General features: G+C 45.7%; 16 protein-coding genes. 11 read left to right on the forward strand and 5 right to left on the reverse strand.

Features of this window, described 5'->3' with window-relative positions:
• The first annotated feature begins 40 nt into the window (after nt 1-40).
• The 5 genes from GJQ68_RS10860 to GJQ68_RS10880 are packed head-to-tail and all read left to right on the forward strand — an operon-like array spanning nt 41 to nt 7,133.
• Entirely contained in the window at nt 41-694 is a 654-nt protein-coding gene (locus GJQ68_RS10860) for an MBL fold metallo-hydrolase (protein ID WP_162417303.1), read from the forward strand.
• Nucleotides 691-1,395, forward strand: coding sequence for a CDP-diacylglycerol--serine O-phosphatidyltransferase (gene pssA / locus GJQ68_RS10865; RefSeq protein ID WP_162417304.1), 705 nt, complete (start codon nt 691-693; stop codon nt 1,393-1,395). The genes GJQ68_RS10860 and pssA overlap by 4 nt, the downstream gene beginning before the upstream one ends.
• On the forward strand, nt 1,379-4,645 hold the full coding sequence (gene porU, locus GJQ68_RS10870) for a type IX secretion system sortase PorU (RefSeq protein ID WP_162417305.1): 3,267 nt from the start codon (nt 1,379-1,381) through the stop codon (nt 4,643-4,645). The genes pssA and porU overlap by 17 nt, the downstream gene beginning before the upstream one ends.
• On the forward strand, nt 4,642-5,859 hold the full coding sequence (gene porV, locus GJQ68_RS10875) for a type IX secretion system outer membrane channel protein PorV (protein WP_162417306.1): 1,218 nt from the start codon (nt 4,642-4,644) through the stop codon (nt 5,857-5,859). Before porU ends, porV begins: the two co-directional genes overlap by 4 nt.
• Complete coding sequence (locus tag GJQ68_RS10880) at nt 5,856-7,133, forward strand: M16 family metallopeptidase (RefSeq protein ID WP_162417307.1); 1,278 nt, start codon at nt 5,856-5,858, stop codon at nt 7,131-7,133. The genes porV and GJQ68_RS10880 overlap by 4 nt, the downstream gene beginning before the upstream one ends.
• On the opposite strand, the gene GJQ68_RS10885 is transcribed toward GJQ68_RS10880, so the two are convergent.
• The gene (locus GJQ68_RS10885) at nt 7,128-8,099 is read right to left on the reverse strand and encodes a glycosyltransferase family 2 protein (RefSeq protein WP_162417308.1); all 972 of its coding nucleotides are present in this window, start codon (nt 8,097-8,099) and stop codon (nt 7,128-7,130) included. The two genes, GJQ68_RS10880 and GJQ68_RS10885, sit on opposite strands and share 6 nt — an antisense overlap.
• Before the next feature lie 233 nt (nt 8,100-8,332).
• Between GJQ68_RS10885 and GJQ68_RS10890 the strand changes: the two genes are divergently transcribed.
• Nucleotides 8,333-8,929, forward strand: coding sequence for an IMPACT family protein (locus tag GJQ68_RS10890; RefSeq protein ID WP_162417309.1), 597 nt, complete (start codon nt 8,333-8,335; stop codon nt 8,927-8,929).
• Here GJQ68_RS10890 and GJQ68_RS10895 read toward each other — a convergent pair.
• Nucleotides 8,922-9,524: a 3'-5' exonuclease gene (locus tag GJQ68_RS10895; protein ID WP_162417310.1), complete on the reverse strand. Its 603-nt coding sequence runs from the start codon at nt 9,522-9,524 to the stop codon at nt 8,922-8,924. The two genes, GJQ68_RS10890 and GJQ68_RS10895, sit on opposite strands and share 8 nt — an antisense overlap.
• Nucleotides 9,521-11,005 (reverse strand): Na+/H+ antiporter NhaC, encoded by a 1,485-nt coding sequence (nhaC, locus tag GJQ68_RS10900; RefSeq protein ID WP_162417311.1) that lies wholly within the window; start codon nt 11,003-11,005, stop codon nt 9,521-9,523. The genes GJQ68_RS10895 and nhaC overlap by 4 nt, the downstream gene beginning before the upstream one ends.
• A gap of 196 nt (nt 11,006-11,201) precedes the next feature.
• Here nhaC and GJQ68_RS10905 point away from each other — a divergent pair, with 196 nt between their 5' ends.
• Together GJQ68_RS10905 and GJQ68_RS10910 are read left to right on the forward strand one after the other, a co-directional pair.
• On the forward strand, nt 11,202-11,681 hold the full coding sequence (locus tag GJQ68_RS10905) for an Mpo1 family 2-hydroxy fatty acid dioxygenase (protein WP_162417312.1): 480 nt from the start codon (nt 11,202-11,204) through the stop codon (nt 11,679-11,681).
• A gap of 127 nt (nt 11,682-11,808) precedes the next feature.
• A complete protein-coding gene (locus GJQ68_RS10910; protein ID WP_162417313.1) occupies nt 11,809-13,827 on the forward strand; it encodes a cation:proton antiporter in 2,019 nt (672 codons plus the stop codon).
• Between the two features lie 80 nt (nt 13,828-13,907).
• Here GJQ68_RS10910 and queA read toward each other — a convergent pair whose 3' ends face one another.
• Complete coding sequence (gene queA, locus GJQ68_RS10915; RefSeq protein WP_162417314.1) at nt 13,908-14,957, reverse strand: tRNA preQ1(34) S-adenosylmethionine ribosyltransferase-isomerase QueA; 1,050 nt, start codon at nt 14,955-14,957, stop codon at nt 13,908-13,910.
• Nucleotides 14,958-15,074: 117 nt separating this feature from the next.
• Here queA and GJQ68_RS10920 point away from each other — a divergent pair, with 117 nt between their 5' ends.
• A complete protein-coding gene (locus tag GJQ68_RS10920) occupies nt 15,075-16,319 on the forward strand; it encodes an ABC transporter permease (protein WP_202927923.1) in 1,245 nt (414 codons plus the stop codon).
• A gap of 33 nt (nt 16,320-16,352) precedes the next feature.
• On the opposite strand, the gene recA is transcribed toward GJQ68_RS10920, so the two are convergent.
• Nucleotides 16,353-17,402, reverse strand: a complete 1,050-nt coding sequence (recA, locus tag GJQ68_RS10925) for a recombinase RecA (RefSeq protein WP_162343084.1) — start codon at nt 17,400-17,402, stop codon at nt 16,353-16,355.
• 183 nt (nt 17,403-17,585) lie between these two features.
• On the opposite strand from recA, the gene GJQ68_RS10930 reads away from it, so the two are divergent.
• Complete coding sequence (locus tag GJQ68_RS10930) at nt 17,586-18,380, forward strand: DUF3108 domain-containing protein (RefSeq protein ID WP_162417316.1); 795 nt, start codon at nt 17,586-17,588, stop codon at nt 18,378-18,380.
• Between the two features lie 149 nt (nt 18,381-18,529).
• Nucleotides 18,530-19,219: a response regulator transcription factor gene (locus tag GJQ68_RS10935; protein WP_162417317.1), complete on the forward strand. Its 690-nt coding sequence runs from the start codon at nt 18,530-18,532 to the stop codon at nt 19,217-19,219.
• Nucleotide 19,220 lies beyond the last annotated feature (1 nt).

A 19,220-nucleotide genomic window follows, 5' to 3' on the forward strand; every position in this document is an offset into this window, starting at 1 on the left:
TTCTTTGTTATTTTGAACTTGAATTTCAAACGATTTTACCATGTTACAGATTAAGTCATTCACATTCAATCCATTTGCCGAAAATACCTACCTGGTTTATGATGACAGTAAGGAAGCATTGATCATAGATCCGGGATGTTATGAGAAACAAGAAAAAGGCGAATTGTTTGACTTTATTTCCAAAAATGGCTTGACACCGGTCAAATTGCTGAATACCCATTGCCACATTGACCATGTACTGGGCAATGCCTTCGTTAAAAGCACCTATGACATTCCATTGTGGTATCATCAGGAGGAAGAGGCGATCCTTAAAGCGGTAAGTAGTTATGCTCCGAACTATGGATTTGCCCAATACCAGGAAAGTAAAGCAGACCATTACATTCGGGAAGGTGAGTATATCAAGTTTGGAAATTCCCAGTTACTTTCCTTATGGGTGCCCGGTCACTCTCCGGGGCACTTGGTATTCTATCACCAGGAATCGGCAACCTGTATCGGAGGAGATGCGCTTTTTAAAGGAAGCATTGGTCGTACCGATCTCCCGGGAGGTCATCACGAAACCCTGATTCAAGCGATCCGGCAAAAACTCTTCGCATTGCCGGATGAGGTAGTGGTCCACCCCGGGCACGGTCCCCAAACAACCATTGGTGAAGAAAAGGAAACCAATCCATTCGTAGGCAAAACAGCATCCTCTTGAACCTAACCAAACACATCCCGAACCTGATCACATGTTTGAATCTTTTAGCCGGAATGGTGGGGATTCACTACGTCATGGTGAACGGTGCCGTTTATGGTTTTTACTTTATTTTGGCAGCAGCCATTTTCGATTTTTTCGATGGATTTGCGGCGCGAATGCTTGGCGTACATAGTGAGATTGGCAAACAACTGGATTCCCTTGCTGACTTGGTTACCTTTGGGGTACTGCCTTCTTTTATTGTCTTTATGCTGATCCAATCCTCGGAAGGACCGGCATATTTACCATACATTGGATTTTTGATCGGGATCCAGTCTGCCTTACGGCTTGCCAAATTCAATATTGATGAGCGGCAAACCGATCGGTTCATTGGCTTGCCCACACCGGCTAATGCGCTGTTTTTTTCCACTCTCCCGTTGATGGGCCAGGAAATGGGAATTTTAGCAGGAATCTGGAACAATCCGTGGGTACTTTCAGCCTTAACACTTATTTTTTCGTACCTATTGACTGCGGAGCTACCCCTGCTGGCATTGAAATTCAAGCATTTTGGTTGGAACCAAAACGAATCCCGCTACCTAATGCTGCTAATTTCACTGGCGGGAATCATTATTTGGGGATGGGCAGGCATTCCCATAGCGGTGGTTTCCTATATATTCCTGTCCCTAATTAGTAATCGACTGGAAAAAAATGAGGGGGAAACGTAACTTTTCCGTGCGCAGGTGTAGGGAATTTTTAATGGGCTTATTCCTCCTATTCCTTGCCGGTCCTCTCATTTCTCAGCAAGAGTTTAAAATCCCCATCGTTTCGGAAGGCATTTACCGGCTTTCGCAGGATCAGGCCAGTGCCTGGGGCCTGGGTAACCTGAACGAAATTTCACTTTATGGGGAAGCCGGATCCCTGCCTCAAAAACTAGATAGCAGTCTGTTTCATTCGAAGGAAGTGCCTCAAAAAAAGATAGGTAATCACCTTTATTTCTTTCTGGGACAGGCCGATTGGATTCGTTTGGAAAATGGTAAAGCCCAATTGGAAACCAATCCCTATACCGATACTTTACACTACCTAATCCGGACGGGAAAGCCTCCGGAAAATCCGGTGCGGAGTATTCCTGAAGAAGCGGTAACTCCGGTACAGCAGATCTGGAATGAATCCCTGATTCAATACCAGGTTTATAAATCGGAAGAATACAACCTGCTGACTTCCGGAAGGTCCTGGTATGGCTTGCGTACTTTTAACAATGGGACCCAGACCATCACCTTTCCGCTACCGGAAACCCTACCGGATGGGCAGGTAGCTATTCGTGCCAGGATGATGGCGCAATCCTTTGGCGAAAGCCGGATTCAGTTCAGATCCCGTGGGGAAGCCTTAGGGGAGCTTTTGATCCCCTCTATCCCCGACAGTCGCTATGCCGTCAAAGGCAAAGAGGCCATATTTGAATCAGCTGTGCCCCTTACAGAAACGAACGAAAACTTCTCACTCCGCTTTACCTATACGACCACAAATCCAAACGGAGCAGGCTATCTAAAAGACCTGCTGGTTGGCTATCCCTATGCGCCCGCGGCCCTACCGGCAGGTATTTTCTACAACTTATCTGAAAATGCCACCTTGATTTCCGAAAATCTGCATACCGTTTGGGATGTCAGTGACTTTCATCATGTAACAGCACTCGGATCGGATCAGTCCATCATCACCACCGCCAAAAAATTAGCCGTTTTTGACCCTGAGCAGGTTCCCGAAATTCCCAAACCCATAGCCATCAACTCGCAATCCGGACTGCCATCCGGTTTTCCCGAGTTAATCATCATAAGCGCCCCCTCACTTCTTTCCCAGGCAGAAAGATTAGCCCGGTTTAAAAATGCGCATGGGACTACTACTGAAGTAGTCTTATCCCAGACCCTTTACGATAGCTTTGGCTATGGTAATCCCGACATTACCAGTATCCGCAATTTCCTGGCGTTTCAGTGGCAGGTAGGGGGAAACCTCAAACACGTCCTCTTCTTTGGGAAAGGAAGTTTTGATTACAAACATAGATTAGGAGGAAGACCCAACCTGGTCCCCACCTACAGTTCAAGAAGCAGCCTGGATCCCCTGACCACCTTTGGGTCAGACGACTATTTTGGATTTCTGGCAATGGGTAAAGGTCAATGGGAGGAGTCCAATGCGGGCGACCACGAACTGGACATAGGTGTCGGCAGAATACCGGCCATCAGCCCTGCAGAAGCGGCAATAGCCGTGGACAAAATCATTCAGTATAGCGAGGCTCCCGCTGGTGCCTGGAAAAGAAAACTACTGTTTGTCGCAGACGACGGGGACCAAAATATTCACTTACGAGATGCCGAAAGGCACGCAACCTATTTGCATAAAACCCATCCCGAGTTTGAGCTCAGAAAATTATACCTGGATACGTTTGAAAAGAACCCATCCGAAACCACCCTTCCTGAGGCCAAAAGTGAGTTGGAAGACCATATAAACGCCGGACTATTACTAGTTAATTACGTAGGTCATGGCAATGAACTGACCTGGGCGGCCGAGGAGATTTTTACGGTGCCCGACATTGGTGACTGGCCCGAAAACAGGCGCTATCCGGTTTTTATCACGGCCACCTGTGAGTTTGGAAGGCACGACAGCCCCTTCTTACGGTCAGGGGCTGAAGAACTGCTGTTTGCCAAAAACAAAGGGGCCATTGCAGTATTATCCACAGGGAGACCCGTATTCAGCAGCATCAACTATGCCTTGAACAAAGCCTTTATTGAAGCGATTTTCGATGAAGGAGGAACCCTATCCTTGGGAGATGTTTTCAAAAAAACCAAGAACGAAAGCCTTTCCGGGGCTTTAAACCGGAATTTTTCCCTTTTGGGTGACCCATCCTTACGATTGGCCATTCCGCAATTGAAAGCGATGACCACTTCCCTGAAAAATCTCCAAACGGGATTCGAAACCGACACCCTTTCCGGATTGCAGCGGATCCAATACCAGGGAGAAATCCAGGACCCGCTGACCGGAGCCCTGATTCCCGGCTTTGATGGAACCTTTGAAATCCGCATCGAAAATGAACCGAAAACCATAGAAACGCTAGGGAATGAAAGCCCGGCTACCACCTTCCTGGACTACCACCAGCCTTTGTTCAGCGGCACCGGAAGGGTCGCTGAGGGACGATTTGAAGGAGAACTTTTTTTGGGAAACGGGGGATTGCATGAAGAGGGGATTAGTGGAAAAATCAAGCTTTTCGCAAGGGATGATGAGCGGTCACGGGAGGCCTTTGGCGGGTCCGAGATTCCCTTACAATCCGGAAACAGTGACTTGCCCCAGGATCGCAGCGGTCCGGAAATAGAAGTGTTTTTATTTGACAGTTTGGAAACGAGGCAATTGATACCTACCACACAGAGTCCAATCTGGATTTATCTGTCCGATGACACGGGTGTGGATTTGGGTAATCCCGAAGGCATCACCTTAAAAATCAATGAAAATGACCCCGTTTCCCTTAGGGATTATTATCAAGCCCGTTCCGGAAATTATCGGCAAGGATACCTTAAGTTCCTCATTGACGATTTGATGGAAGGTATGAATACGTTGGAGATTAATGCCATTGATCCCCTGGGAAACACCTCCACTAGAACCCTTCAAGTGAGGGTAGAAGGCAGTATCAGGCTGAAGGTAGACAGCGTCCACTCCTTCCCCAACCCGGCTTCGGATGTCGTTCATTTTCTTATTTCCCATAACCGCCCGGGAGAAAATTTGCTTTTACACTTACGCATATTTTCTTTGTCAGGACGTGAAATATTTTCATTGGAGCGGCGTTTTCCAAAAGCCGAACGGTTTTTAACAGACATTCAATGGATATTTTTACAAAGCAAAACCAAATATCCGGCAAAAGGAACTTATCTTTACCAAATAGAACTCTTTTCTGAAGGAGACGGCACTTCGGGAAATATAGGAGGCAAAATTATTATTCAATGAAATTGACCAAAAACATTCTTCAGCTCTCACTTTTTTTAGTGGCATTCCTCGCTTTTCAGGTAGATAGCCACGCACAACTTTCCATACCACAGCTATCCGGGCAGGATGTTGATAGGCGGGTAATCATTACCGCAGTACCTTTTCTCAATTTTGCCCCGGACAGCAGGCATTCTGGTATGGGAGACGTAGGGGTGGCCACCTCTCCCGATGCCAATTCAGCCCACTGGAATGCGGGCAAACTGGCATTCATCGAAGATGACATGGGGTTTTCCTTATCTTATTCTCCCTGGCTGGGGCGACTAGTACCGGACATGTCGCTAAACTACCTGACCGGCTACAAGCGGATCGATAATGTTTCTGCGTTTGGCCTGGATCTAAGGTATTTTAATATGGGCGATATCCAATTAACAGACACAAGAGGTAATCCATTGGGGGATTTCAGCCCGCGGGACATTGCGATTGGTGGTACTTACTCCCGAAAATTATCGGATAACCTTTCCCTGGGTATCAGCGCACGATTCATCCACTCCAACCTTTCGGGTAATTTAAGCTCTGCCGGTGGCAACGAAAGCAGACCCGGAGTAAGCATCGGAACGGATGTGGGGATCTACCACACTTCAGAAATCATACTATCGGATAAAGAAGCCAATTTCTCCTGGGGAGTTAACCTCTCCAATATAGGTCCTAAAATTACCTATAACAGTGCCGAGGACCTCGATTACCTGCCGACCAATCTGAAATTCGGATCCGCTTTGCAGCTTCCTATGGACGAATTAAATACCATTACCCTCGCACTGGATTTTAATAAGATGCTGGTTCCTACCCCACCTTTGTACGAGGTGGATGAAAACGGACAATTGGTGCTGGACCCTAATACCAATGAGCCGGTGATCGCGGCTGGTAAGGACCCAACCCGTCCACTGATCAGCGGAATGTTCGGGTCACCCTTTGATGCGCCAGATGGGTTTCGGGAAGAAATCCAGGAAATAATGATTTCTTTCGGTACCGAATATTCCTACGACGATAAATTTGCTTTGCGCGCTGGCTATTTCTATGAAAATCCAAAAAAAGGAGGCCGCAGGTATTTTACCATGGGCGTGGGTTTTAAATTCAACCGTCTGGGATTTGACTTTTCATACCTTGTCCCACAGGTACAAAACCATCCATTGGCAGAAACACTGAGGTTCACACTACTATATAACGTTCCAAGATGAGCATAGACCGCAGTCAGGCTCCCCCATTCCAGATACCCGATCAAATCAACCTAACACCTCCCGAATGCCGGCACCTTAAAGGCGGCACCCGGTTGTACTATATTCCGTCCCCGACCATCGCTGCGGTAAAGCTCGAAGTGATCTTTCCAGTGCATTTTCAGGAAAAGAAAGCCTTCAATCCGCTGGTTCCTTTTTTTATGCTGCACATGCTATCTGAGGGAACAAAAGACTTGCCATCAGAGGCATTAGATGATTTTTTTGACTTTCACGGCTCGGAAGTAGAAGTCATTTCAGGCTATGAGCGGCAGGGCCTCAGCTTATTGACCACCAAAAAACACCTTGCGAAGGTTTTGCCGGTATTTCGTTCCTTGTTCACAGAAGCTGTATTTCCCGAAAAGAACCTGAAAAAACGGAAATCCCAGAAAAAGCTGAGCATCAGCATTCAGAATGAACAAACTTCCTCCCGGGCCAATCAGCTAATCCGATCCGGCCTTTTTGGGGAGCAGCACCCCTTTGGTTTCCAGGCTACCGAATCGGATGTAGATGCTATTTCCAGGGAGCAGCTTGTTTCCTACTACCAAACTGAATTTCTTACCCAATCTCATTTATTCGTAACCGGGCACCTTTCGGAAGCAGAACTCAGCTTACTGGAAAACTATTTTGAAGATTTACCACTGATTTCAGGAAAAAACACCAGCCCACCACTCGCTAGTCCTACCACGGGAAGGCAGGCCGAAGCGAAAGCCAATGCCCTGCAATCCAGTATCCGAATCGGTAAATGGATGGTCCCACTTACCCACCCGGATTACCTGCCGCTTTCCTTGTTCAATACCGTGCTGGGAGGATATTTCGGAAGCCGCCTGATTCGTAATATCCGGGAGGAAAAAGGGTATACCTATGGGATCAATAGTTTTTTAGGCAATCTGAACGGTGATTCCTACTGGATGGTGGCTGCGGATGTGAAAGGAGGGTATGGAGAGGAAGTGATCCGGGAAGTTTATAAGGAAATTCAGCGTCTGATAACCGATCCGATCCCAGGGGAGGAATTAGAAAAAATAAAAAATTACCTTGCCGGAAACCTGCTGGCTAAATTCAGTAGCCCTTTTGACTTGATGAGTCACTTTCAACACGTTTATTTTGAAGGGTTAGATTTCTCCTTTTACGCTCGAAAATTGGCCTTTATTAAAGATTTTGATGGCACCCAATTACAGGAAATGGGTGAGAATTATTTTTCTCCCGAATCGATGCAGGAAGTCATTGTTGGTCAGTTATAGTCCCTGCTTTTTTATCCACCACTGGTAAGCACCCGAAACATCCCATTTGGTGAGGAACCAGGTTTTATAAAGAAAAAATTTCCAGTTCCGGGGAAAATGGTGGGCGTACAATTCTAGAAATTGCCCAGCCACTTTGAAATTCGCGGAAGCCAGGGAATGTTTGGTTTCGTGCAAAATTCGAAATTTCAAGGCATGCCTTTCTTCCGATGTTCGTACCATAGCAGCTATTTTCTCGCAAACCCGGAGTGTAGAAGGAAGCAAGACTGAATGACGGGCCTGGTATTGACGGGTCGAAAGCGATCCTGCCAGGATGCGCTTAGTTACTCCTAAATAATCCCCGTAGACAAAGGCATGATCTCGTGCCATTCTCACAAGCAGGTCAAAATCCTCATAGGCAAGGTTTTCGTCATAGCCACCTGCTGCTTTCAAGACTGCCGCATCCAACACCAGAGCCGCCGAACTGATGGCGTACCTCCTCACCACCACGGGGAAGACATTGCCTGCCGTCACGGGTACGTTCGATTTTCCCGAAGCATCCACCGGATAAAAAGGACGGGTACTCCCGTCGGGAAAAAGGTGAAGCACATTGCTGAAGTAAATTTTCGCTCCTGTTTCCTGGAGGCGGTGAACTGCTCTGCTTAGGTGAAGGGGGGCCAGGAAATCATCGGCTGCCAAATCTACCACATAAGTGCCGCTGACCTGGGTCAAAGCCCTATTGAATGCCCGGCAGTAATTGATGGGAGTATCGTGAAACAGGTACCTAACATTCAATTTTTCTTCGTTTTTCTCCACCCAGCCACGAATTACCTCCTGTGAAGAATCACTACTTCCATTATCTATTATAAACAGTGCTACGTGCGGGTACTCCTGTTGCAGCACACTTTCCATAGCCGCTACTACGTAAGCTGCCTGATTATGACAGGTGCAAATCACCGAAACCAGCGGTTCGTCTTCCTTCAGATTCATTTGAGCGTTTAAACTTTCGATTATCCCTACCACGTGCAGGAAACAATACCTCGAATAACAACATCCGGGCGTTGACAATAAATCCCTCCCAGCCAGCCCGAAGCAATGGCCTAAAAACGGGTAATAACATTAATTTCTACCATATACCTGTATACTGGCTGGCAGATACATTCTATTTGGCTAAATTAGCAATTCTAATCCAGCCGGCAGCTACCTGAGAAGCACTCAAATTCATGGAAGACACCTACCTGACCTTAAAAACAACTGCCAAAGGGCTCTACAAAGAGAAAGGGAGTAAATTTTTATCGTTTGCCTACCCGGTGGAAGATGAGGGAGAAATCCAGCAGATCCTGGACGAGCTCAAAAAATCCTACCACGATGCCCGGCATCATTGCTATGCCTATATCCTGGGTAAAAATCAGGAGGTATATCGAGCCAATGACGATGGTGAACCCCATCATAGCGCCGGGGACCCCATATTGGGGCAACTTCGCTCCCGGGAGCTAACGCAATCCCTGGTCGTGGTCGTGAGGTACTTTGGAGGGGTCAAGCTTGGTGTGGGTGGATTGGTGCGAGCCTACAAAACGGCTGCTGCAGAAGCCATTGATGCCGGTGAAGTGATCCAAAAAACACTGTTCGCCAGCATTAGCATGCGCTTTGATTACCTATCGCTGGATGAAGTCATGCACCTCATCCAACGCCATGACCTGAAGATTTCAGATCAGAAATTTGACTTGCGTTGTCAAATAAGAGTGGAATGCCGCCAAATACAGGAGGATGAAGTTAGAAAAATCCTTTCGACCGTTCCTTCTTTGGAATTTCTTACATAGAGAAGATTTCATCCAGGTACCCCTGTCGATACAATTTCAAAAATATCTCCAAACAAGCCCAGGCATCCGTAGCAGCGTAGAGCATCTGCTTTTCTGTCAGGGCGGGAGCTTCCCAGTTGGACACCTGCTCGGATTTGGAAATCCGGATCCCCAGGACCATGGCACTAAGATTTCTCACCCCCACATTCAGGAAACCTACTTTTCGCAATTCTTCATTTAGGTCGAAAAAAGAATCGGGGGTAAAGTTAGGGTCCAGTTTTTTCAAGGCTTTGATATCGTCTCTGACGGCAGCCCCAACTTTTACAATATTGGCATTTTCCAGCAGTGCTTTTGCCTGAATGGGAAAACCCAGTTCGTTGAGACGGATAAGGTAAGCCGTTTCCCGGGTAGACAATTGAAGTAAGGCAACGTCGTAGGAAACGCCTCTTCTAAATGCCGGCCTGGTTTCGGTGTCGAAGCCAATAAATTTTTGAGAAGCCAAATCTGATTCCATCCGTCGCAAGTCCTTTTGGTCCTGAACCAAGATGATTTCGCCGGGAAATGCTTCTATTTCCAGTTCATTTACTTCTTCTTTGGATATTTTAAGTGGTATCATGCCAAAATCTCTTCTTCTTTAATCTGTTCCATTTCTTCTTTTGAGTAATAATTAATCCCCCAATTCATATACCCAAACAAAATCGTCATGAACGGGCTAATAATATTAAAAAAACAATACGGGGCATAGGTAAGGGTGGCTACTCCTAAAACAGAGGCTTGGGTCGCGCCACAGGTATTCCAGGGGATCAAAACCGAAGTAACGGTAGCACTATCCTCCAGTGTCCTGCTGAGGTTTTCCCCCTTCAGGCCTTTCTTCTTGTAAATATCGGCATACATTCTGCCGGGAACCAAAATAGCCAGGTATTGATCCGAGGTGGTAAGGTTGAAAAAGACACCAGTACCAGCGGTAGCGGCGATCAGGGACCCGACGGAGTTTACTTTGCTAATCACCGCCTCGGCGATGACCTTAAGCATGCCGCTTACCTCCATTATTCCTCCAAAAACCATGGCACACAAGATCAACCAAACGGTAAACAGCATCCCTGCCATCCCCCCGGTAACCAGTAACTCGTTAACAATTTCGTTGGAGGTAACAATAGCCGTGTCCCCAAACAACGCTTGCATCACAATGCTAAAGGTACGAAGCAATGCTCCTCCGTCCATGCCACGGGATAATTCCCGGATAATCTCCCCCTGAAAAATGACTGCGAAAACCCCTCCCAAGAGTGCTCCGGCGAGCAAGGTCGGAATGGCCGGGACCTTTTTTATAATAAGAAACAAAACGAGTGCGGGAACAATGAATAGCCAACCATTGACCACGAAGGTTTCAGAAATCACGTCGGAAATGGCTTGCACCTGGCCGACTGTACCTTCGGGCTGCCCCATCACGCCGATGACCCCAAAGATCAGAAGGGTAATGGAGATAGAAGGCACTGTGGTTCTTACCATGTGCCGGATATGCGTGAACAAATCTGTCCCGGCCATGGCCGGAGCCAGGTTGGTGGTGTCCGAAAGCGGTGACATTTTATCCCCGAAGTAAGCCCCTGAAATAATCGCTCCGCCAATGATGCCCTCTCCAAACCCCAGGGCTTTTCCGATCCCCAAAAGGGCGACCCCTACGGTAGCTACCGTCGTCCAGCTACTTCCAGTGGCAATGGATACTACTCCACAAACCACACAGCCGGCTAATAAAAATATAGTAGGATTCAACACCTGAAGACCGTAATAAATCATCGCAGGGACAATTCCACTCAACATCCAGGTTCCCGCTAGGGAGCCTATTAAAAGCAAAATCAAAATAGAGGACATGGCGGAGGAAATGCTTTTGATCATACCATCCTGAATGACATCCCATTTTACACCCAATCTAAAAACAGCCAACAAGCCGGCTACCCCAGAAGAAATGACCAAGACCAACTGATTGGATCCAAAGAGTCCGTCTGTGCCAAAAACATTGATATTGATCACCAAAAGGACAATCAGGAAGATGATTGGAAATAATGCCTCCCAGATGGACGGCCTTTTAGAAGTTGTACCCATTATGACTGGTCTAAGAAAAGATAAACCTAAAGTTAAAAAAAAATATGTATTTACCGCCCAAACCGCTGATACTCTTTGTTACTTAAAGACTAACGCATGCTTTCCAAATTTTATTCTGAATGTATGGAAAGGTATTTGTTTTTCAATTATTTTATTTAACTTAATACCAAATAATTTGGCTTAACGATACAGGTTCATGAGAAAAATTGACAGCCTGCTACAGGAATATGACCTCAGCCACCAAAATCCCACCAACAAATCCATCCATTGGCTTTGTGTTCCGGCTATTTACTTCAGCTTAGTGGGATTGCTTTACAGTATCCCTCCCGGTCCTCTGAGAGAGATGGAGTTTCTGCTAAGCCATTTTGCCAATTGGGCCACTCCGGCATTGTTGCTGGTATGGATCTATTACCTGGCACTTTCGCCACCTTTGGCATTGGGGATGATGCTTTTTACGGCCCTCTGCCTGGCGGTGGCAAGCGTATTCACTTTAATATTGCCCTTTCCACTTTGGGGCTTTTGTTTGGGGCTTTTTGTACTTGCCTGGATTTTTCAATTTTACGGGCATAAAATGGAAGGAAAAAAACCCTCTTTTCTAAAAGATTTGCAATTCCTTTTGATTGGGCCTGCATGGCTGATGCATTTCATATACAAGCGTTTAGGACTTGCCTATTGAGTTTTCCAATAATACTTTCAGGAAAATCATGCTGTATTTCCCGTCACCCTACCATTTAAATGCTTGCTTTATTTTTATTATATTCAGGGAAATTTGATCCGAACGTATTTTTAACCCGAAACAATAAATGAATCCTTTTATACTCGCAGCGGCTGAAATACCCCTTTTGTCTGACATTGTAGTCATATTCGGACTGTCTACGTTGGTGATATTGCTTTTCATGCGGCTAAAGTTACCTACCATTATTGGGTACCTGCTGACGGGAGCGATTGCTGGACCTTATGGGCTTTCCCTGGTAGATGCCTCCACGGCGGTGGAAGTCTTATCAGAGATTGGGGTAATCCTTCTGCTTTTTGTAATTGGGATGGAATTTTCGCTGAAAAGCCTGATGGCTATCAAGAAGGCGGTATTTATCGGTGGCAGCTTGCAGGTGCTCCTCACCATCGGAGCCACTACCCTGATAACGTATTCTTTCGGGTATGACTGGAATAAGGCCGTGTTTTTTGGGTTTCTGTTTGCCCTGAGCAGTACGGCCATCGTTCTTAAACTACTGCAGGAGACAGGGCAGGTAAATAGCATTTCCGGAAGAACCACCCTTGCCATATTGATTTTTCAGGATATCATCATTGTTCCATTGGTGCTATTAACGCCCATGCTTGCCGGAGAATCGGACAATGTCCTGCTTTCACTAACCTATATGGTGCTTAAAGGCGGCCTGGTGATCGTATTAACCATCCTTAGCGCTAAGTACCTCATCCCGCAGTTGCTGTACCGAGTCGCCAAGTCAAAAAACGAAGAACTGTTTCTCTTGAGCATTATCGTTACCTGTTTCGCCGTAGCTTATGTCACCTCATTATTGGGGTTATCGCTGGGTTTAGGAGCTTTTCTTGCAGGACTGATCATAAGCGAATCTGAATACAGCCACCACGCTACCGGGAAAATCCTACCCTTTCGGGAAATATTCCTCAGTTTCTTTTTTGTATCCGTGGGCATGCTATTCGATCTGGGTTTTTTGTTGGATAACATTCTGATTATCCTGGCGCTTGTCCTGCTGACCTTTGTTGTCAAATTTCTGATTACTACCCTGGCCGTAAAATCCATTGGTAGTGATCTTAAGGGTTCTTTTATCGTAGGGTTTTCTATCTTTCAGGTCGGTGAATTTTCCTTATTGCTGGCAAAAGAAGGACTTGAATACGAGCTTTTAGATCCCATTACCTATCAATACTTCCTGGCGATTTCTATTTTGACCATGGTAATGACACCCTTTATCTTAAAGAAAAGAGAAAATCTTGCCTGCAGGGTGCTGAATATCCCTTTACCAGAGAAAATAAAGTCCCGGTTTGGAGAAAAACCAGTGGCTCATATCGCTAAGATTGAAACCGATGAACTTGGCGATCATCTTGTCATTATCGGTTTCGGGCTGAATGGCCGGAATTTGGCGCGCGCAGCAAAGAGAGCCAACATTGCCTATGCGATCATAGAAATGAACCCCGAAACCGTACGGGTAGAGTCTGCCAAAGGAGAACCCATCATGTATGGAGATGCCGCCAATCCGGTGGTCTTAGAGCACGTGAAAATCCACAAAGCAAGGGTGGCTGTGATTGCTATCTCCAACCATGAAGCAACACGAGGCATCATTACCAATATCCGCGCGATCACCCAAAATGCCTTTATCATCGTTAGGACACGATATGTAAACGAAATAGAGGCCATGCTACGACTAGGTGCCGACGAGGTGATTCCCGAAGAATTTGAGACATCCATTGAGATATTTACCCGGGTGCTGAACAAGTACCTGGTACCCAAAGGAGAAATCGATGATTTCACCCACGATGTACGCTACCACAACTACGAGGTATTTCGCTCCCTGCAAGGAGACAGCGGTTCAACCATCGCCCTGGATATTCCCGAAATCAATTTCGCAGGAATTAAAATTGAAAAGGATCACGGCGCTTTTATCGGAAAAGCCATTAAGGAGATTAATTTGCGGGAAAAAGTGGGGATCAACCTGGTGGCTATTAAAAGGGATGGAATGACAAACACGGATATTGATGGAGATACCAAAATCAAGTTAGGGGATATCGTCTACGTGGTGGCCCGACAGGAGGCCCTGGAGAAGTTTGAAGAAGACGTTAGCATTTCCTAACCGCCGCAGTAAAATTAGGAGCAAATAAAAAATCCTGTCGCTTTTTCCGACAGGATTTTTTATTAACAGCCTGAAAAGGCTTATAAGATCAGCATGGCATCACCATAACTGAAGAACTTATAATTCTCTTTGATGGCTTCCTTGTATGCTTTCATTATCAAATCATATCCTCCGAAGGCAGATGCCGTCATGAGTAAGGTGGACTCTGGCAAATGAAAATTAGTGATCAGCGCATTGGCAATTTTAAATTCATAAGGAGGGATAATGAATTTATCTGTCCAGCCACTACTTGACTTCAGACGGCCATTTGCGGTCACAGAAGATTCTATGGTTTTCAGCGAGGTGGTCCCCACAGCTACCACTCTTTTTTTGGTATCCAGCGACTTGTTAACCAAGTCTACGGTTTCCTGGGGAATATCATAATTCTCCGAATCCATTTTATGCTTGGTAAGGTCCTCAACGTCTACCTGACGGAAAGTACCCAGACCAATGTGCAAGGTGATCGGACTGACTTCCACTCCTTTGATTTCCAACCTTTTTAACAGATGGGGAGTAAAATGCAGGCCCGCAGTAGGTGCCGCTACAGCCCCCACATGTTTGGCGAAAATGGTCTGATAGCGCTCTCTGTCCGAATCGACCACATCCCGTTCGATAAATTCTTTCAGTATCGGTGTCTCTCCGAGCGTGTCAATGGTTTTGTAAAATTCTTCATCCGTGCCATCAAACAGGAACCGAATGGTTCTACCCCTGGAGGTGGTGTTGTCTATCACCTCTGCTACCAGATCACTGTCTCCAAAATACAACTTGTTTCCAACACGTATTTTTCGCGCAGGATCCACCAGCACGTCCCAAAGCCTGAGATCCTGATTCAATTCCCTAAGCAGGAAAACTTCTATTTTCGCTCCCGTTTTTTCCTTATTTCCATACAGCCTGGCCGGAAATACTTTGGTATTATTGGTGACGAATACATCGCCCTCCCCAAAATACTCAATGATATCCTTAAAAACCTTATGCTCTATTTTTCCGGTATCGCGATGAATCACCATCAATCTGGACTCATCCCGGTTTGCCGGAGGATGTAAGGATATAAGTTTTTTAGGAATTTCAAATTTGAAATCAGATAACTTCATGTGTATTAATTTTGGAAATAACGAGTGAACGTAATTATCGTAAAAAATGCAAAGATAGTAAGAATTTACCTTTATTCTACTTATCTTGTGGAATTGTTTTAAATTATCTTAACATTGATGGTATTTCGTCTTATTTGGGAAAGTTTTCGCTTTGCAATGCAAGCATTAAAGTCCAACCTCACACGGACCATCCTCTCATTGCTAGGTGTAACGGTGGGGATTTTTGCCATCATTGCTGTTTTTACCCTGGTAGATTCTCTGGAACGGAACATCAAGGACAGCCTTACCTTTCTGGGCAGTAACGTCATCCGGGTAGACCGGTTTCCCTTTTCTTCCGGCCCCCAGGAATACCCCTGGTGGCGGTACTTCAGGAGACCGCCTGGTAACTATTCCGAATATGCTTTTTTGGATGAGCGACTCAAAAGTGCTGCTTCGGTAACCATCTTCGCCAACACCCGAACCACGGTAAAGGCAGGAAGCAACGCATACGAAATGGCCAATCTGGACGGGGTGGTTTACAATCATAAAGAAGTATACGATATTCCCCTACAGGAAGGACGCTTTTTTACCCAAATGGAAATCAATTCCTCCAGAAATGTTTCGATTATAGGTGTCAAAATCGCCGATGCCCTGTTTCCCAACCAAAATCCCCTGGGAAAAGAGTTTAAAATCAAAGGATTAACGTTTATCGTAGTGGGAATTCTGGAAGAAGAAGGGGAAGGTCTCTTTGATACGCCTTCCAAAGACGAAGCCTTGCTGGTGCCTTATGGTGCCTTTAGTAAATTGTTTTATGTTGGCAAAAACGGAATCGAACCCACCATTGCTGCCAAAGGCAAGGAAGATGACCCGGGTTTGATTTACTTGGAAAACGAAATGGCCGGATTGCTCCGGGCAAAAAGAGGGTTAAAGCCTACTGAAGAGAATAATTTTGCATTGAACAAATCGGAGTTTATCCAGGACGCCGTGGGTTCCATTTTTGCCGTTATTTCCATCGCCGGCTGGGTGATCGGTGGGTTTTCGATATTGATCGGTGGTTTTGGAATCGCGAATATCATGTTTGTATCCGTGAAAGAACGGACCGGCATTATAGGCATTCAAAAATCCCTGGGTGCAAAGAATTATTTTATTCTCCTGCAGTTTCTGTTTGAGGCCACCTTCTTGAGCCTTATAGGTGGATTGGCAGGGTTGTTAATCGTATTTGGGACCACGTTTATTTCCCTGGGCAATCTTGAAATTATCCTTAGCTTTAAAAATATACTGTTGGGAATCGGATTATCTTCGGCCATTGGGATTGCTTCGGGTATCATTCCCGCCTCCATGGCGGCCAAAATGGATCCGGTAGAAGCTATCCGTACGGCCTAACGACTACCGGAATCCGAAGATATCCGCTGTTGACTATTCTTCTTTTTTACTTTTTCCGTTGGATTTGGCTTTTTCCTTGCTATCCTTCAGTATGCCTGCTTTTTCTTTGATTTTAAGCTCCAGCTCTTCCATTAATTCCGGATTGTCCAGCAGCAGGGTTTTGACAGCATCCCTTCCTTGCCCCAATTTGTTTCCCTCATAAGAGAACCAGGAGCCTGCCTTCTTTACAATTTCGAATTCCACACCCAAATCGATGATTTCGCCTACTTTGGAAATGCCCTCACCGTACATGATATCAAATTCCACGACCTTAAAAGGCGGAGAAACCTTGTTTTTCACTACTTTCACTTTGGTTCGGTTGCCCAGAATATTATCCGGACCTTCCTTGATTTGGCCTATCCTTCGTATGTCCAGCCGTACCGAAGCATAAAACTTCAGCGCATTACCACCGGTGGTGGTTTCAGGATTACCAAACATCACTCCTATTTTTTCCCGAAGCTGGTTAATAAAAATGCAGGCACAGCCTGTTTTATTGATAGCACCGGTCAGTTTACGCAGGGCTTGTGACATCAATCGGGCCTGAAGACCCATTTTAGAATCACCCATCTCGCCTTCTAATTCTCCTTTGGGAACCAGTGCTGCCACCGAGTCAATCACGATGATGTCTATGGCTCCAGACCGGATCAGGTGTTCGGTTATCTCCAGAGCCTGCTCCCCACTGTCCGGCTGGGAAATCAGCAAATTTTCGATGTCGATTCCGAGCTTTTCCGCATAGGACTTATCGAAGGCATGCTCCGCATCGATGAAAGCGGCCAGGCCACCTGCTTTTTGGGCCTCGGCGATACAGTGCATGGAAAGGGTGGTTTTACCAGAAGATTCCGGTCCGTATATTTCGATCACCCGCCCTCTGGGTACGCCGCCAATTCCCAATGCCATGTCCAAGCCCAGGGAACCGGTAGAAATGGCCGGCACGTCCAGCACCACGTTGTCGCTCAGTTTCATTACCGTACCTTTGCCATAGGTTTTCTCCAGCTTATCCAGGGTTAGCTGCAGGGCTTTTAATTTCTCAGTGTTCGCACTCATACTATGTATCTTCAGAAGTTAAAATCGTTCAATTGATAATGTGAAAGTAAACATTCGAGGGATCATTCACAACTCCGGATAACCATTGTTTTCCGATTTCGTTAGTATAGCTTTGAAGAAACCGGTCCCTGGCATTGATAGTCAAAATGGTACGGACTTTGAAGTAAACGCTTTTAAAAACGCATGGTCTTACAGCTGCAAACCATCTTACTAACGCTCCTTTTACTGGTACATTTCCAGGCTCCTGATCCGGTACCGGCAAGAAAAAACCAGGCGTTTGGCAAAGGAGAAACACTGACCTTTAATGTCAGCTACTTTTTTATCAATGCCGCCGAAGCAAAAATGGTCATTTCGGATGATATCCACCGGGTGAATGGCAAGCCAGCCTACAAAATTGATGTGTATGGCAAAACGCTTAATATTTTCAAACTTTTTTATGTGAAAGATAATTGGGGTACCTACATTGACACGGCCCGAATCGTCCCTTACCGCTCTTACCGTCACATTGAAGAAGGCAATTATCGCAAGCACGAAGTCATTGATTTTGACCAGGAGGATGGGAAAGCCGAAGTGAAACTGTACGACCGGGAAAATGAAAAACTGGTTAAAACGGAGAAATTTGACGTCCCTAATCAGGTTCAGGATATAGTGAGCGGGTATTACTTGCTGCGGACCATGGATTTTCAGGGATTGAGAAAGGGGGATGAAATTAGCATTAAGGGATTTTTCGATGAAAAAAATTATAACCTAAAGTTAATATACGAGGGTAAAGATGATGTATCCACTTCCCTGGGTGATTTTGACACCCATGTATTCAGCCCTGTGATGCCCAGTAATAAATTATTTCGGGGCAAAAAGCCTATCAAAATGTGGATTACAGCTGATGAAAACCGGATACCGGTAAAGATTAAAGCCAGCATGGTGGTAGGTTCCATCAATATGGACATTGTATCCGCCGAAGGATTACGTAACAATTGATTAACACCTGGTTAATAGTAGCCTGACACATTTTAAATTCACCTCAAAAATTTACGATTCTTCTGGTCAATCCGATCGGGATATAAAGCTATTTTTTATATTTTACCTACCTTTGCATATCAATTTTAATGTACTGTTGTTATCAATCCATGAGTGACAAACAAAAGTTAAAAGTCCTGGTAGTGGACGACGAAGAAGATATCATCGAAATCGTCACCTACAATTTGGAAAAAGAAGGGTATGAAGTAAGTGCCGCTCAGGACGGAATACAGGCCGTCAAAAAAGCCCGTACCTTCCAACCCGATGTCATCCTGCTGGACATCATGATGCCCAATCAGGACGGAGTGGAAACCTGTCGGCAAATCAGGGATATTCCCGAGCTAAAAAACACCTTCATTATCTTTTTAACGGCACGCTCCGAGGAATATTCAGAGGTAGCCGCCTTCGATGTAGGGGCGGACGATTACATCCACAAACCGATCAAACCGAGGGCGCTCGTTAGTCGCATTGGTGCCTTGTTTCGCCGGGAAAATAAAAAAGAACCGGACAGTACTAAAATTGAAATCAGGGATCTGGTCATTGACCGAAGCAGTTATACCATTTCTCAATCGGGAAAGACCATCATCCTTCCTAAAAAGGAGTTTGAACTGCTCTACTTTCTAGCAAAGAACCCCAACATGGTATTCAGCCGGGATGAGTTGCTCAAAAACATCTGGGGAGCCGACGTGTTTGTGCTGGCACGGACGGTAGACGTGCACATCCGAAAGGTTCGGGAAAAAATTGGCGATGACTATATTTTCACCGTAAAAGGAGTCGGCTATAAGTTTAATTTAATCTAAG

This window comes from Cyclobacterium roseum (assembly GCF_010119225.1).
Lineage (GTDB): Bacteria > Bacteroidota > Bacteroidia > Cytophagales > Cyclobacteriaceae > Cyclobacterium > Cyclobacterium roseum.